Origin of the sequence: Pseudonocardia sp. TRM90224, assembly GCF_021245725.1 — a bacterium.
GTDB lineage: Bacteria > Actinomycetota > Actinomycetes > Mycobacteriales > Pseudonocardiaceae > Pseudonocardia.
Genome location: NZ_JAJGSX010000008.1, coordinates 73,155 through 88,903, shown reverse-complemented (window position 1 = coordinate 88,903; position 15,749 = coordinate 73,155). Strand labels below are relative to the sequence as shown.

The following is a 15,749-nucleotide window of genomic DNA, read 5'->3' as shown; positions in this document are numbered from 1 at the left end:
AGCCGGGCGCGGGTGAGGCGGTGTACGTGTTTTGCGTCCGATCGGGGCAGACTGCTGCAGTGGCCGACCGAACGCCTGCGGGCATCCCGTCCCCCGCGCCGGCCGAACCGGAGCAGCAGGTCTCGACCGGCTGGATCGCGCGGTTCCTCCTGGCCTGGGTCGGGATCTTCGTCGGGCTGTCGGGGCCCATCCAGCTCCTGCTGCCGCTGCAGGCCGAGCAGCTCGCCCCCGGCGGCAAGGAGGCGACGCTGGGGCTCGTGCTGGGCGTCGGTGCGTTCTTCTCGCTGGTGGCGAACCCGCTGTTCGGCGTGATCTCCGACCGCAGCCGCTCGCGGTTCGGCCGCAGGGCGCCGTGGATCGTGATCGGCGCGGCCGGCGGCGCGGTGGCGCTCTGTGTGCTGGCGGCGGCACCGACGGTGCTGGTCATGATCATCGGCTGGTGCGGTGTGCAGACGATGCTCAACGCGTCCTACGCCGGCCTCAGCGCCGTCATCCCCGACCAGGTGCCGGCCCGGCAGCGCGGAACGGCCGCGGGGTACCTCGGCCTCGCGCTGATCCTCGGGATCGCGATCGGCACCGGCATCGGGACGGCTGCAGGCGAGATCGGCGCGCACGGCGTCGCGCTCGGGTACGTGGCCTGCGCGGTCGTGGTGCTGCTGGCCGTGGCGCCGCACCTCGTGGTCAGCCGCGAACGGGCGCCGCTCGACATCCCGCGCCCGACGTGGGACCTGCGCTCGTTCGTCGCGGGATTCTGGGTGAACCCGGTGGCGCACCCCGACTTCGGGTGGGCCTGGTTGACCCGATTCCTGATCAACATGGGCAACGCGATCGCCCTGCTCTACCTGTTCTTCTACCTGAAGGACGTGCTGCGGCTGCCGCAGCCGAACGTCGCCCTGCTGACGGTCACGCTCGTGTACCTCGTGGCGCTGCTGGCCTCGGTCGTGCTGGCCGGGGTGTGGTCGGACCGCGTCGGCAAGCGCCGGGTCTTCGTCTGCGGCGGTGGGCTCGTGATGGCGGTTGCCGGGTTCCTGATCGCCGGGTGGACGTCGTGGGTCGCCGTGCTCGTCGCCGGCGCCGTGCTCGGCATCGGGTTCGGCGCCTACACCTCCGTCGACCTCGCGCTGCTCACGCAGGTGCTGCCCAGCTCGGGGGAGCGGGCGGGGCACCTCGGGCTGCTCAACGTCGCCAGCTCCCTCCCGCAGGTGCTGGCCCCGGTGGTGGCGGTGCCGGTGGTGACGAGCTTCGGCTACCCGGTGCTGTACCTCGTCGCTGCTGCGGTGATGGTGCTCGGCGCGGTGCTGGTCTACCGGATCACTTCTGTGCGATGAGATCTGGGCGATGAGATCGGCGTGTTATCCGCGTGCAACTCGCTCGCGGGAGGGTCGGCCGCACGCACGAGGAGGACCGACCGTGAGAGATGTGATCCCGATGCCCGCAGCGACGCGCCGCGTGGCCGTGGCCGGCGCGACCGCGGCGCTGCTGCTGGCGACTTCGGCATGTGCCGGGATCGTCGGCCAGCCGCGCCCCGCCGCCGACTCGTCGACCCCGGCGTCGACGTCGGCACCGTCCGGCGCCGCGGCGGCACCGGCCCCCGTCGCTCCCGGAGGCGGCGTGCCGTCGATCTCCTCGACCTTGCAGATCGAGGCCCGCGACATGCGGCTCGTCCGGTCGTCGGAAGAGGACGTGGCGCTGCAGTTCGAGCTGGCCAACAACACCGGTGACGTCCTGAGCCCGCTCGGATTGGGGCTCGACCCGCACACGCACGTGATCGTCACGCTGGTCGACCTGCCACGTGGCACCGGATACGCGCCGGCGCACTCCGGTCAGAACGCCGTGCAGATCCCCGACACGTTCCCCGACCACGAACGGATCAGCATGTCGTCGATCGAGGACATCGCTCCCGGCGCCGAGGCGACGGTGTCGATCGTGTTCCCCGCACCGCCGCCCGAGACCACGTCGATGATGGTGCTGACCGACATCTTCCAGCCGGTCGAGCTGCCCGTGCAGCCGATCGGCTCGCCCGCGCTGCGCGACGACCCCGTCCTGCACGGCAGCAGCACGCCGGAGTCGCGCACCTCCCGGGTCGCGCCGGTGCTGTGCAGCTCGATCGAGCGGGCACCGCTGAAGGAGACCGAGTCGCAGGTGCAGCTGCGCACCGACTCGCTCTTCGACTTCGGGAGCGCGAAGCTCTCACCCGGGGCGGCCGCGACCCTCGGTGTCGTCGCGGGCCGGATCGGATCACCGCCGGCCACCGTGACGATCACCGGGCACACCGACGCCATCGGCGACGACGCTTCCAACCAGGCGCTCTCGGAGAAGCGGGCGGCTGCGGTCAAGGAGGCGCTGGCCGCGGAACTCGTCTCCGGCTTCACCCTGCAGACGGAGGGCGCGGGCGAGAAGAGCCCCATAGCGCAGAACAACAAGCCCGACGGCTCCGACGACCCGGATGGCCGCGCGCAGAACCGCCGCGTGGAGCTCACCGTCGCGCGGCTGGCGGCGCAGCCGGACACCACCGGGACCCCCACCCAACCGGTCAACACCAAGCTGGAGGGGCAGGGGCTCGTCGCCACTGTGCAGAGCGTCGCGATCCGCGCCGGGTTCGCCCTGGCGCAGGTGGAGCTGAGCAACACCGGCGCCGAGGACGTTGCAGTCGGCTACCTCGCCGACACGGCGCGGGTCGGCGAGCGGGAGGACAACGGTGGCGAGCTGACGCTGCTCGACGGCGCCGGCCGCTGGTACCCGACGTGCGGGTTCGAGCCGGCGTGGTGGGACCTGACCACCATCGGATACCTGAATGCCACGTACCTCGGCAACGACAAGATCCCGCCGGGCGGCAAGGTCCACCAGTGGGCGCTGTTCATCGCGCCGGGGCCGGCGGAGACGTCGGTGAACGTCGGTGTCGGCGGCCTGGGCACCCGCATCCCGGCGCCGCTGGTCCGGCGGTGACCCGGGGTCAGTCGGCGGCTGGGAGGGTCCTGAACGACTGGGGCCGTCGCGCGCAGTAGGTCCCAGTTGTCAGGGCGCTCCTAGCACCTCCCGCAGCCTGCGGGCGAACGCCTCCGGCTGGCCCGCGTAACCGAACTCGCCGCCGAGGAAGCCGCCGTGGTGGCTCGGGAACACCGTCGCCTCCTGGCCGAGCAGCGCCGCCGCCGCGAGGGAGGTGCGGCCGGTGAACACGCCGGTCGACTCCTCACCCACGGCGATCACGACGCGGGTGGGCGCGGCCAGGATCGCGGCGGTGTCGGGCCGGTAGCCGGACACCGCCCACGACCGGTCGGAGAGCAGCGGGTCGTCGCGCGAGCCGTTGTCCTCCACGGGCATCCCGAACGCGGCGGGGTCGGGCGCGGGCTGCGCGAAGTACTCCTCTGTGAACTCGCCCTGCCACTGGGTCATGGCCATGAACGACGCCATCCCGGCGCCCCACCCCTTCGCCAGGTACGCGTCGCGGAACGCGGCACGTGCGCGGTCGGCGCCCTCCGCGTCGGGAAGGAGGAAGACGAGCGGCGGCTCGTGCGCCACCAACGTCGTGAGGTCGTCCGGGTACGCCGCGACGAGCGCGAGCGCGGTGACCGCCCCGCCGCTGCTGGCGAACATCTCGACCGGCCCGACCCCGAGCGCCTGGATGATCGCGTGCACGTCGCCGGCCTGCACCTCGGGCACCTGATCGACCCTGCCGTCCTTGCGGGCGCTGCGCCCGAGCCCACGCGGGTCGTACGTGATCACCGTGCGGTCGGGGAGGTTCGACACCAGCGCGGTGAAGCCGCTGGCGTCCATCGGCTGCCCGATCAGGAACAGCGGCGCCGGCCCGCCCGGCTCGGGCGCCGGCCCGTGGACGTCGTAGACCAGGTCGGCCTCGGGGGTCACCAGCGTCAGCGTCGTCATGGCGGGAAGGGTGCCAGATCCGGCCGCCGACCGGGGTGGCCCAACGGTGCCGGAGCGGGGGAGAGGGGGTGAACCGATGCGCGAGTCGGGGCCGCGTGGTGCGCGAGTCGGGGTGGGCGGGTGGGTGAGTCGCGCGTTCTGGGACGGTGAGTCGACACTTTCGGCACGGTGAGTCGACGTCTTCGGCACGGCGAGTCCCGCGTCTCGGTGGGCGAGTCCCACGTTTCGGCGGGTGAGTCTCGCGTTTCGGAGCGGTGAGTCGCGCATTTGGGCGGGTGGGGTCGGTTCTCGACGTGGTTCGTTGGGTGGGTTCGTGGCGGGGTGGTTTCGCGGTGGTTCTGTCGGGCTTGGTCGTCGCGTTCTTAAGGGCGCCCTCGCCGGGCGGGCAAGTCTCCGGGATGGCACTCCTGCCTCACCTGTGGGTGGCGGGCACGCCTTCGGCGCAGGCCCGGCCTTGGGCGTCGACAACGACGTTTTGGCTGTTGTTAGCGCTCACAAACAGCCATAACGTCGTTGTCGACGCTTTACCCAGGGGTGCGGAGTCGAAATTGGACTGGCCGATGACCTTCAATCCGACTAAAATGGAGTCATGTCCCGAGGGCTCGACACCACACTCGACGGTATCGCCGAGTTACAGGTCGAGACTGCCACCGGAACGTTCCCCGATAGGTTTCTTGCGTCGCGGGATATGGAACGAGTGGTCCGGGAGATCGACCGGGCGCGGGTTCAGTTCGTCGCCGATTTCCTGCGGGAGGGTGGGTTCGGGTCGCTCGGCTACCGGGCGCCGATCGGTGCTCTCGCGGACTCCTGGAACATCGACTGGGGCACGGCCCGCCAGTACGTGAACGCCGCGCAGAACCTGTGCCCGCAGGTGGGCTTGACCGGCACCGTCCTGGAGCCCCGGATGCCGATCTGCGCGGCGGCGTTCGCGGACGCGACGATCGGGCTGGGGCACGTCGATGTGATCCGGAAGGTGCTGGAGTCCGGTGAAGCGTCCCGACTCAGCCCCGCCATGTGCGATGAGGTCGAGCAGCGGGTCGTGGAGTACGCCCTGCTCAACCGGCCGTCAGAAGTCTTCAAGTTCGGGATGGACGTCGTGCGCGGCCTGGACCAGGACGGACCCGAACCCGAAGACCGGCCGGAGGCCGAGGTCAACGAGCTCACCATCACCCCGCACCCCGACCGGCCCGGCGGCGTGATCAAGGGGCGGTTCGACAATCCGGTCCTGTTCGCCACCATCGCCACCCTGATCGACGCGAAGTCTAAGCCAGCCGGGGCGGACGATCAGCGCGGCAGCAAGCAGCGCCAGGCCGAAGCGTTGGCCGACGTCTGCGGCTACGTCCTCGACCACGGCGACGTCCCACAGTCCGGCGGGCACCGGCCGCACCTCAACGTGCACATCCCGCTCACCGAGCTGGAAACCCGAGTCCGGACCGCGATTCTCGACTTCGGCGGTGCTATCGCCACTAAGGACTTGCGCCAGCTTGCCTGCAATGCCGCCGTCATCCCGATCGTCATGAACAGCGACAGTCAGCCACTCGACATCGGCCGCCTCTCCCGAGTGATTCCTGACGGAATGCGACGAGCGGTCGCTGCCCGTGACCGCGGATGCGCACGATGTGGCCGCCCGGCGAGTTGGTGCGATATCCATCATGTCGTCGAATGGCAGAACGGTGGGCAGACCGAGATCAACAATCTGGTCATGTTGTGCCGGATGCATCACAGGGAAATACATGCCACTGAATGGATCGTCCGGATGGTCGACGGGATTCCCGAATTCATCCCGCCCAGGTATGTCGATCCGGATCAATTCCCTCGACGAAGGCCGACGAGGGCGCTTCTCCACTAGTTGCCGCCCAGCGCGCCCGTCGGGGCCAGGTCCAGCAGGATCTTCGCGCCTGCCGTGTCCAGGCCGAGGCGGGGGAGAAGCACTACTCTTGATCACCTGAAGACACCGGAGGGACGTGCATGTCCGACAGTCTCACAAGCCACCTCGCGCAGTTGGAAAAGCAGCGAGTCGATGCGCTTCTCACCGTCGATACAGCCAGATTCGACGCGCTGCACGATCCCGCCTACCAGCTGTGCAACCCGACGGGAACAGTCTGGGACAAGGCTGAGTACCTGCGGCGTCTGACCAGCGGCCAGCTGGTCTACAGCCAGCTCGACACGACCTCCGAGATCGATGTCATGGCCTCCGAGACCCTCGCCGTGCTGCGTTACCGCTGCCTGATCGCCCTACGCATCGACGGCGCCGACGTCCCCACCCACGAGTGCCAGTACCTCGACATCTACATCCGCGCCGACGACGGGCAGTGGCGGTGTCGATACTCGCAGGCCACCGGGATCATGGATCCCACCGCCCGGGGTTAGTCGAGCGCGGCCGTCGCCTCGACCTCCACCAGGAGGTCGGGCTCGCCCAGTGCGGCGACGCCGAGCTTCGCCGCCGCGCGTCCGACGCCCTCGCCCAGCTGCGGGCTTCGGCAGTCCGTCGGGGTTCACGAGTTCAACGGCCATGTGGCAACCCTGGACCACGCCACCGACCGTCTGTTGCTCATGCCGGTGAGGGTCGACCGGTACAGCTCGGCCAGTTCGGACATGTCCGCCCGCTCGTAGGCGAACCGGTTGAAGATCACCGACACCCGCAGGTCGCCGTCGGCGGCCTCCTCGACCAGCAGCTCCGGCGGATGCAGGTCGGGGTCGCCGGGCGCCAGTGGCCACGCCATGTTCGCGCCGGCCGCGACTGGGAACTCCGCCGAGTCGACCCCCGGGAGATGGGCGGGATGTCCCCAGCTCTCGAAGCGGAAGTACGCCGGGTACGGCACCCGCTCGTGCAGCCGCGTGAAGTCGTGGAACTGGTGGCTGCCCGCGGCGATCGTCTCGTCGCGCACCCTCGCCACGTGCGTTGCGACGTCCGGATCGTCGGCGAACGACACCCGCAGCAGCACCCAGCGGAAGACGCAGCCGACGATCGTCTCGAACTCCGGCCGCGTCCGACCCGTCACCGGTGTCGCCATCACCAGCTCGGTCGCGCCGGACCACCGTGCGAGCGTCGCCGACCATCCGGCGTGCAACGTCATCGGGATCGTCGCGCCGCACCCCGCGGCCAGCGTGCCGAGGCCGGCCCGCAGCGCATCGGGGACGTCGAACACGACCTGGTCGTCGCGGCACATCGTGACCCCGCCGCGCCGGCCCGGCAGCCGCGGAAGCGCCCGCGGCGCGCCGTCCAGCCGCTTGCTCCAGTAGTCCTGCGACGACTCCCACTGCTCGCGTTCCCAAGCCACGAGATCGGCGAACTGCGCGGCCGGCTCTGCCAGCGGCGACCGGGCGCCGGCGCGTTTCGCCGAATAGAGCACGGCCAGCTCCCGCAGCAGCACCCCGGCCGACCACCCGTCGAAGACGAGGTGGTGGACGGCGATCACGAGCACCTGGTCGGCCGGCGCGGTCCGGATCACCGCAGCCCGCAGCAGCCGCCCGCTCGCGAGGTCGAACGGCGCGCGCACGACCTCCGTAGCGATCGTGTCGACGTCGGGTTCGGCCGCCGCGTGCTCCTCGATCGGGACCGTCCACGGCGGGTCGACGACGGGCGTGCCGTCGGCGCCGGTGAACCGCGTGCGCAGGCTCTCGTGCCGCCGGACGACCTCGCTCAACGCCGCGGCGAGCACAGCCAGGTCGAGCGGCTCCCGCACCCGGATCCCGACGTGCACCGACGGCATCTGGCGCGGCGGGTCGGTCGCGTGGATCCACCGCCACCAGTGCTCCTGCACACCGGAGAGCCCGCCTGCCGGCGGCGGCAGCGCCGGGACAGCTGCCCGCGGCGCCGCATCGAGCCAGGCAGCCTGCTCGGCGAGCACCGGCCGGTCGAACGCGAACGCGGGCGGGGCCTCGACGCCGAACACGGCGGCCGCGCGGGCCGCCAGCTGGGCCGCGGCCAGCGAGTCGCCGCCCAGCTCGAAGAAGTCGTCGTCCACCCCGATCTGGCGGGTCCCGTTGCGGCCGCGCGACAGCACGGTGGTCCAGATGGTCGCGAGCGACGACTCGGTGGGGGTCCGCGGGGGCGTGAACGGCGCCCGCTCGACGGTCGCCAGCAGCTCGCGCAACGCCGGGCGCGCCACCTTGCCGAGCTCGGTGCGGGGGAGCGCGTCGACCACCCGCAGCCGCGTCGGGATCTCGTGCGGCGCGAGCCGGCCGGCGAGATGTTTGCGCAGGTCGGGCGGGTCTGCGTCGAGTCGGAGCACAACGGCGGCAGCGGTCCTCGAGCCCAGCACGTCGTGCGGCACCCCCGCGACCGCCGCCTCGACGACGGCCGGGTGCTCGAGCAGCGCCGCTTCCACTCGGCTCGTGGAGACCTTCAGACCGCCCGACTTGATCACGTCGGAATCGCGCCCGACCAGGTGCAGGTAGCCGTCGGCGTCGAGGTAGCCGTTGTCACCCATGCGCGTCCAGCCCTGCCGGAACACCGCGCTGTTCGTCGCCGGGTCGCCGAGGTACGACCGCTGCGGCGCCGGCGCGCGCAGCCACACCTGCCCGACCTCACCCGGGGCGACCACGGCGCCGTCGGCGTCGGTGATCCGGAGATCGCCCGCGGCGGTAGGTCGTCCGACGGAGCCCGGCCGAGCGATGTCGACGATCATGGCCGTCTGGGCGGGCACCGCCTCCGTCGACGTATAGACGTTGACGATCGTCGCCTTCGGGAAGACGCCGGCGAGCTCGGCTGCCACCGCGGCCGGCAGGGTGTCCGCCGACGAGCTGAGCAGCTGCACGCTGGAGAGGTCATGGCGGTCCGCCGCGCCCGACCGGAGCAGGTCGACCGCCATCGTCGGCACGACGAACACCGTGCCGACGCCGTGCTCGGCGATCGCCGAGCAGAACCGCTCGGCGTCGAACCGCGCGAGCGCGATCGTCGTCGGGTGGGCCGTGAGGGTGTGAACCATCATCATCTGCCCGGCGTTCGTGCCGATCGGGAATGCGTGCAGCGCGTGCTCGGAGTGCGCGAACAGCCGGTGCCGCGGGTGCGGGCGGTGCCCGAACGCCAGGTTGGCGTGGTCGGCCAGCACGCCCTTCTGCCGCCCGGTCGTCCCGGACGTGTAGAGGATCTGGGCTGGTGCATCGGGTGCCGGCGGCGCTATCAGCCCGGGCTGGTCCGTCTCGACGTCCGCGAGCACGGCGGTCGGGACGCCGGTATCGCGCGGTTCGTGACCGGCGACGTGCAGGAGCAGCCGGGCGTCGCAGTCTGCGAGCAGCTCGGCCAGCACAGCAGGCGGCTGCCGCGCAGAGAGCGGCACAGCGACGAGACCAGCCTTGAGCACCGCGAGGAACGCGACGGCGAACTCGATCCAGCCCGCGCCGGTGTAGGCCAGCCCGATCCTGCTGCCTGCGGGAACGGCCCTCGCCAAACCGTCGGCCGCTGCCGTCGCCCGCCGCTCCCACTCGGCGAAGGTCAGCTCGCCGCCGTCCTCGACGCGCAGCGCGGCACGTCCCGGCTGCTGCTCGGCCCGGGCGGAAAGGAGTTCGGGGAGCGTCTGCTGATTACTGCGAGTCATCGTCGAACTCCGCACAGGTGCAACGATCTCGGACAGATCTTGACAAGATGCTGAAAAGAACTAGCAGAGCGTTGCAGATTGCGACCAGCATGCGGCAGATTGGGTAACTCGATCGTGCAAGTCTCAGTCTGAACGGCGGTGCCGGGGGGCGCTCACCTCGCCGGGACTCCCATGACCGTGACAGGACGTGTTCATGTCCGTAGCTCCAGCGGTTGCGCACCCGGCGAGTCCGGCCTCGGCGGTGCAGGGCGGGATCTGGTTCAACGAACGGTTCGCCGATCTCGGCGCCGTCCACCACATGCCGTTCGAGGTGCGGTTCGACGGCGACCTGGACGTGCCGGCGCTGCGCAAGGCGTGCGAGGCGGTGCTGACCCGGCACGCGGTGCTGCGCAGCGCCGTGGAGGACCGGGCCGGCGCGCCGCACCTCGTGCCGGCGCTGGTCGAACCCGCGCTGGTGGTCGAGCAGGGCGGCGACCCGCGCGGCCACATCACAGCGCCGTTCGACCTGGCCACCGGGCCGCTGTGCCGGCTCGTGCTGCAGGCCCTCGGGCCCCGGACGCACCGGCTGCTGGTCGTCGCGCACCACCTCGTGTTCGACGGACAGTCCACCGACCTGTTCGTCGCCGATCTCGCCGCGTTCTACCGCGCGCAGGTCGAGGGCGGCGAGCCGCAACTACCCGAGCTGCCGGACGGGACGTCGCGGGCCGAGGAGGAGCGGATCGACGCCGCGCTGCCGGCCGCCCGCAGCTACTGGGCCGAGCGCCCGTCGGTCGGGCCCGACGTCGTCCTGCCCGCGCTCACCGGTCCCGTGCACGGCGTGCAGCCGGGCGCCGCGGTCCAGTTCCGGCTGCCCGAGCCCGCCCGCGAGCGGCTGGGCCGCACCGCCGACCGGATCGGCGTGAGCCGGTTCGAGCTGGTTGTCGCCTCGGTGCACGCATTGCTGCACCGCTACGGCAACACCACACCGGCCACCGCCCTGGATCTCGGCACCCGCGGCGCCGCCGACCAGCACCGCATCGGCGTGCACGTCAACGAGCTGCCGTTCAGCACCGCCCCCGACGGGGAGACGCCCTTCGCGGAGTTCGCACTCACTGTCCGTGCGGCGTTGCGCGAGCTGTACCGGGTGCGCGACGTCCCGCTGGGCCGCGCGGGTGCGGCCGTGCCGCCGGGTGTTGCGCTGGCGCCGATCTCGCTGACGTACCGGCGTCGGATCGCGCCGCCGCGGTTCCCCGGCGTGCGCGCCGAGGTGGGCTGGGTGCTGTTCAACCACACCGCCCGCGGCGCGCTGCGGATCCACCTCGTCGACGGGCCCGACGGCCTCGGCGTGATGCTCCAGTACCCGACCGGCGCCGTCGCCCACGACGGTGCGCAGAGCATCGCGAAGCACTGGTTGACGCTGCTCGACCACATCGCGACCGCACCGGACACCACGCTGGCCGCGTTGCCGCTGCACACGCGGGAGGAACGGAACCGGCTGCTGGTCGCGTCGAACGACACCGACGTGCCCTACCCGGCGACGACACTTCCCGAGCTGGTCGCGGAGCAGGCGGCACGTACACCGGACGCCGTCGCGGTCGTGCACGGAGAGCAGCACCTGACGTACGGGGTGCTGGACGCCGCAGCCGGGCGTTTCGCCGCGAGGTTGCGGCGGGAAGGTGTGAACCCGGGGACGATCGTCGGCGTTCGGGCTCGGCGGACCGAACGGCTGCTCGTCGGGCTGCTCGGCATCCTCAAGGCCGGCGCCGCGTACGTCCCGCTCGACCCGGACCACCCTCCGGAGCGCCTCGCGTTCATCGCGGACGACGCGCAGCTGGCCGTGCAGCTCTCCGACGCCGATCTCGCCGATCCCGGCGGCGGCCCGGTGCAGCTCGATCCGCCGCCGCCGGACGCGCTGGCGTACGTCATCTACACCTCGGGCTCGACCGGCCGGCCCAAGGGCGTCCAGATCGAGCACCGCTCGTTGACGAACCTGCTGCACGCCATGCGCGACCTGCTCGGCGCGACCGCGGAGCACACGTGGCTCGCGCACACCTCGCTGTCGTTCGACATCTCCGCGTTGGAGCTGTTCCTCCCGCTCGTCACCGGCGGCCGCGTGGTGGTCGCCGGCGAGCGCCCAGCACATGACGGAGCGGCGCTGCGCGAGCTGGTCGAGCGGCACGACATCACCCATGTGCAGGCCACCCCGACCGGCTGGGCGATGCTGCTCGACGCCGGCTTCGACGCACCCGACGTCACCGCGCTGACCGGCGGCGAAGCGCTCACCACAGCGCTGGCGGCCCGGCTGCGGCCACGGGTGCAGCGGCTGGTCAACGTCTACGGTCCGACCGAGACCACGATCTGGTCGACCGCCGACGAGGTCCGCGACGCCGACGACGGGGTCACCATCGGCCGGCCCATCGCGAACACGCGGACGTACGTGCTGGACGCGCGGCTCGAACCGGTCCCCGTCGGCATCCCCGGCGACCTCTACATCGCAGGCGCCGGCCTGGCCCGCGGCTACCTCCGCCGCCCGGAGCTGGACCGCGAACGGTTCGTGCCCGACCCGTTCCGCGAGGGCAGGATGTACCTCACCGGCGACCGGGTGCGCCTGCGCGGCGACGGCCGGATGGAGTTCCTCGGCCGGCTCGACGACCAGGTCAAGCTGCGTGGGCACCGGATCGAGCTGGCCGAGGTCGAGGCCCGCCTGCTCGCCGTGCCCGGCGTCACGAGGGCGGCCGCGGCGGTGCGGGACGGTCGCCTGGTCGCTTACCACGTCGGCCCCGCCGACCCCGGACACCTGCGACGGGCGCTCGCAGCTGCGCTCCCGGCGTACCTGGTGCCGGATGCGTTCGTCGGGCTGGCCGAGCTGCCGACCACCCCGAACGGCAAGCTCGACCGGGCCGCGCTGCCCGCCGCCGCGACGCCCGAGGTCGATGTGCCTGCAGCCGCCGGTGAGCTGGAGGCCGTCCGCGAGATCTGGTGCGAGGTGCTCGACCTCCCCACGATCGGCGACACCGAGGACCTCTTCGACCTCGGCGGCCACTCGATCACGATGACCCGCATCTCGGCCCGGATCAGGGACCGCCTCGGCGTCGACGTGCCGCTCTACGCCTACTTCGACGAGCCGACCGTTCGCGGGATCGCCGCCGTCGTCGCGGACCTGACGGGCTCCGGCGCATGACCCTGCACCCGATGACCCTGCACCCGATGACCCTGCACCCGATGACGCTGCACCCGATGACCCGCGGCCAGCAGCGCCTGTGGTTCCTGCACCTGCTCGACCCGGCCGACGGGTCGTTCAGCATGCCGGTCGCCGCCCGCATCCGCGGCCCGCTCGACGGGCCCGCGTTCGCCGCGGCGCTGGACCACCTCGTCGAGCGGCACGACGTGCTGCGCAGCCGGTTCAGCGATGCCGGCTTCACGGTGACGGCCGGCGCGGTCCCGCTCGAACAGGTTGACGTCTCCGCGGCGCCCGATCCCGTCGCGGCCGCCGAGCTGGTGGTGGTCGAGCGGGCCAACCGGCCGTTCGACCTCGCCGCCGGGCCCGTCCTGCGGCTGACGCTCGTGCGGCTCGGCGTCGACGACCACGTGTTCTGCATCGTGATGCACCACATCGTCTCCGACGGCTGGTCGGTCGAGGTGCTCTTCCGCGAGCTGAACCTCGCCTACACGGCGCTGATCAGCGGTGATGCGATCGCGCTCGCCCCGCTGCCGATCACCTACGCGGAGCACGCGCGGCGCGGGCTCGACGCGACGCCGAGCCCGGAGCGGGTCGAGTTCTGGAAGCGGATGGTCGAGGACACCCCGGTGCTCGACCTGCCGACCGACCGCCCGCGGCCGGCGCTGCGCAGCGGGCGAGGCGCGCAGACATCCGTCGAGCTGCCGCCCGAGCTGGTCGACGCGCTGGAGAAGCTCGCCCGTTCGGAGCGGGCGTCGATGTTCATCGTGCTGGTCGCCGCGTTCCAGCTACTGCTCGCGCGGCACAGCGGGCAGCACGACGTGGTTGTCGCGAGCCCGGTGATCGGGCGCGACACCGCGGACGTCGAAGGGCTCGTCGGCTACTTCACCGGGCTGGTGCTGCTGCGCGGCGACCTGAGCGGCGAGCCGGCGTTCCGCCAGCTGCTCACAAAGACCCGGCGGAGCGTCCTGGAGGCGCTAACGCACCAGGACGTCCCGTTCGAGCAGCTGCCGATCCCGCGCGACCGCGCGGTGGCGCAGGCGATGCTCATGTACATGCGGACCGGGACCACGCAGCCCGAGCTCGGCGGGCTGCGGGTCGAGATGGTCGACGCCGGCGTCCGGTTCGCGAAGGTCGACCTCGCGATGGACGTCTACCAGGGGCCCAAGGGCACCGGCGCGAGCGTGATCCTGACCTACGACACCGACCTCTTCGACGCCGCAACGGCGGCCCGGTTCGCCGGACGCTTCCGGGTGCTGCTGGCGGACGTCGTCGCACAGCCCGACGCGCGGCTGGGGGACCTGCGGATGCTGGAACCCGCGGAGCAGTCGGCGCTCGACGCGCCGAACCCGCCGTGGACGTCCGGCCGTCCGGTGCCGGAGCTGATCACCGAGCAGGCGCGCAGCACCCCGGACCTGGCCGCCGTCGAGGCCGGCGAGGCCACGCTGACCTACGCCGAGCTGGACGGACGGGTTGGCGAGCTGGCCGCCCGGCTCGCCGCGCTGGGTGTCGGCGCCGGGGACCTCGTGGCGGTGTGCCTCGACCGGACCGTCGACCTGGTTGCGGCGCTGCTCGCCGTCTGGCGGGCCGGCGCCGGGTACGTCCCGCTCGACCCGGAGCACCCGGCGCAACGGCGGGAGCTGCTGGTCAGGGACTCGGCCGCGGTGATCACCTCCGCGGCGCACGCCGGTGCGTTCCCCGCCAGCGTGCTGGTCGCCGTCGAGGCCGCGTCGCCGGTCGCGCCGATGCGGGCCTGCATGTGCGACCCCGCGGGCACCGCGTACGTCATCCACACCTCGGGCAGCACTGGCACACCGAAGGGGGTGGTCGTCGAGCACGCCGCGCTCGCCGCCCGGGTCGAGTGGATGCGCTCGGCGTACGGGCTGGGGCCGGGCGACCGGGTGGTCCAGTTCGCGACGACAACCGTCGACGCGCACGCCGAGGAGATCTTCCCGGCGCTGGCCGCGGGCGCGACCGTGGTGATGCTGCCCGACGGCGGGCGGTCGCTGCCGGCGTTCCTGGCCACCCCGGCCGGGCGCCGCACCACCGTGCTCGACCTGCCGACGGCGTTCTGGCACCGGCTCGTCGAGGACCTCGACGAGGTCGCGTGGCCGGCGGCGTTGCGGCTGGTGATCCTCGGCGGGGAGCAGGTCAGCGACGCGGCCGTGCGGAAGTGGACGGACCGGTTCGGCGACCGGGTCCGGCTCGTCAACACCTACGGCCCGACCGAGGCGACGATCATCGTGACGGCCGCGGAGCTGGACGGCCGCGCCTCCCCGACGATCGGGCGCCCGCTGCCCGGCTCGACCGCGCGGGTGCTCGACGAGCACGGACGGCCGGCGCCGATCGGCGTCGCGGGGGAGCTGCACCTCGGTGGTGCCGGCGTGGCGCGCGGCTACCTGGGCCGGCCCGACCTCACCGAAGAGCGGTTCGTGCCCGACCCGTGGGGCCCGCCGGGCGCCCGCATGTTCCGGACCGGCGACCGCGCCCGGCTGCGCGCCGACGGGGAGCTGGAGTTCCTCGGCCGACTCGACGACCAGGTGAAGGTGCGCGGGTTCCGGATCGAGCCCGGCGAGGTCGAGCACGCTCTGGCCACGCATCCGGGGGTGCGTCAGGTCGCTGTTGTGGGCAGCGGGGACGAGCTCGTCGCCTACGCCGTGGGCGTCGCGCCCGACCTGCGGCAGCACGCGGCCCGCGAGCTGCCGCCGCACATGGTCCCGACCCGGTGGGTCACGCTGGCGGAGCTGCCGCTCACCCCGGCCGGCAAGCTGGACCGGGCCGCGCTGCCGGCGCCGGGCCCGGCCGCGGGGACCAGTGACGTCCCGCCGCGCACCGACGCGGAGAAGCTGGTCGCGGACATCTGGGCCGAGCTGCTCGACGCCGACCGCATCGGCGCCCACGACGACTTCTTCGCGCTCGGCGGGCACTCGCTGCTCGCGCTGCGGGTGGCCGCCCGGCTGCGCGCCACGGCGGACGTCGACCTGCCGATCCGCACGCTGTTCCGCTGCCGCACCGTCGCCGACCTGGCAGTGGCCGTCGAGGAGGCGATCGTGGCCGAGCTTGCCGGACTGAGCGACGAGCAGGCCATGGCGCTGCTCGAACGTGAGGACGCGCAGTGACCGGAGCGACTGCGACCGGAGCGACTGCGACCGGAGCGACTGCGACCGGAG

At 72.3% G+C, this 15,749-nt stretch carries 8 protein-coding genes; 6 read left to right on the top strand and 2 right to left on the bottom strand.

From position 1 onward, the window contains the following. Positions 1-59: 59 nt before the first annotated feature. Positions 60-1,328 (top strand): MFS transporter, encoded by a 1,269-nt coding sequence (locus tag LL648_RS15105; RefSeq protein WP_232663178.1) that lies wholly within the window; start codon positions 60-62, stop codon positions 1,326-1,328. A gap of 82 nt (positions 1,329-1,410) precedes the next feature. Beyond that, positions 1,411-2,946, top strand: coding sequence for an OmpA family protein (locus LL648_RS45215; protein WP_232663177.1), 1,536 nt, complete (start codon positions 1,411-1,413; stop codon positions 2,944-2,946). A gap of 69 nt (positions 2,947-3,015) precedes the next feature. Here LL648_RS45215 and LL648_RS15095 read toward each other — a convergent pair whose 3' ends face one another. Then, a complete protein-coding gene (locus tag LL648_RS15095) occupies positions 3,016-3,882 on the bottom strand; it encodes an alpha/beta fold hydrolase (protein WP_232663176.1) in 867 nt (288 codons plus the stop codon). A 589-nt stretch (positions 3,883-4,471) separates the two neighbouring features. Here LL648_RS15095 and LL648_RS15090 point away from each other — a divergent pair. Next, the gene (locus LL648_RS15090; RefSeq protein ID WP_232663175.1) at positions 4,472-5,731 is read left to right on the top strand and encodes an HNH endonuclease signature motif containing protein; all 1,260 of its coding nucleotides are present in this window, start codon (positions 4,472-4,474) and stop codon (positions 5,729-5,731) included. A 119-nt stretch (positions 5,732-5,850) separates the two neighbouring features. Continuing rightward, on the top strand, positions 5,851-6,252 hold the full coding sequence (locus LL648_RS15085) for a nuclear transport factor 2 family protein (protein WP_232663174.1): 402 nt from the start codon (positions 5,851-5,853) through the stop codon (positions 6,250-6,252). Between the two features lie 125 nt (positions 6,253-6,377). Here the strand turns inward: LL648_RS15085 and LL648_RS15080 are convergent, their stop codons facing one another. After that, complete coding sequence (locus LL648_RS15080; protein ID WP_232663173.1) at positions 6,378-9,422, bottom strand: class I adenylate-forming enzyme family protein; 3,045 nt, start codon at positions 9,420-9,422, stop codon at positions 6,378-6,380. 193 nt (positions 9,423-9,615) lie between these two features. On the opposite strand from LL648_RS15080, the gene LL648_RS15075 reads away from it, so the two are divergent. Both LL648_RS15075 and LL648_RS15070 read left to right on the top strand, forming a co-directional pair. After that, entirely contained in the window at positions 9,616-12,582 is a 2,967-nt protein-coding gene (locus LL648_RS15075) for a non-ribosomal peptide synthetase (RefSeq protein WP_232663172.1), read from the top strand. An 11-nt stretch (positions 12,583-12,593) separates the two neighbouring features. Continuing rightward, positions 12,594-15,698 carry a non-ribosomal peptide synthetase gene (locus tag LL648_RS15070; protein ID WP_232663171.1) on the top strand — a complete coding sequence of 1,035 codons (3,105 nt, stop codon included), beginning with the start codon at positions 12,594-12,596 and terminating at the stop codon, positions 15,696-15,698. The last annotated feature ends 51 nt before the right edge of the window (positions 15,699-15,749 follow it).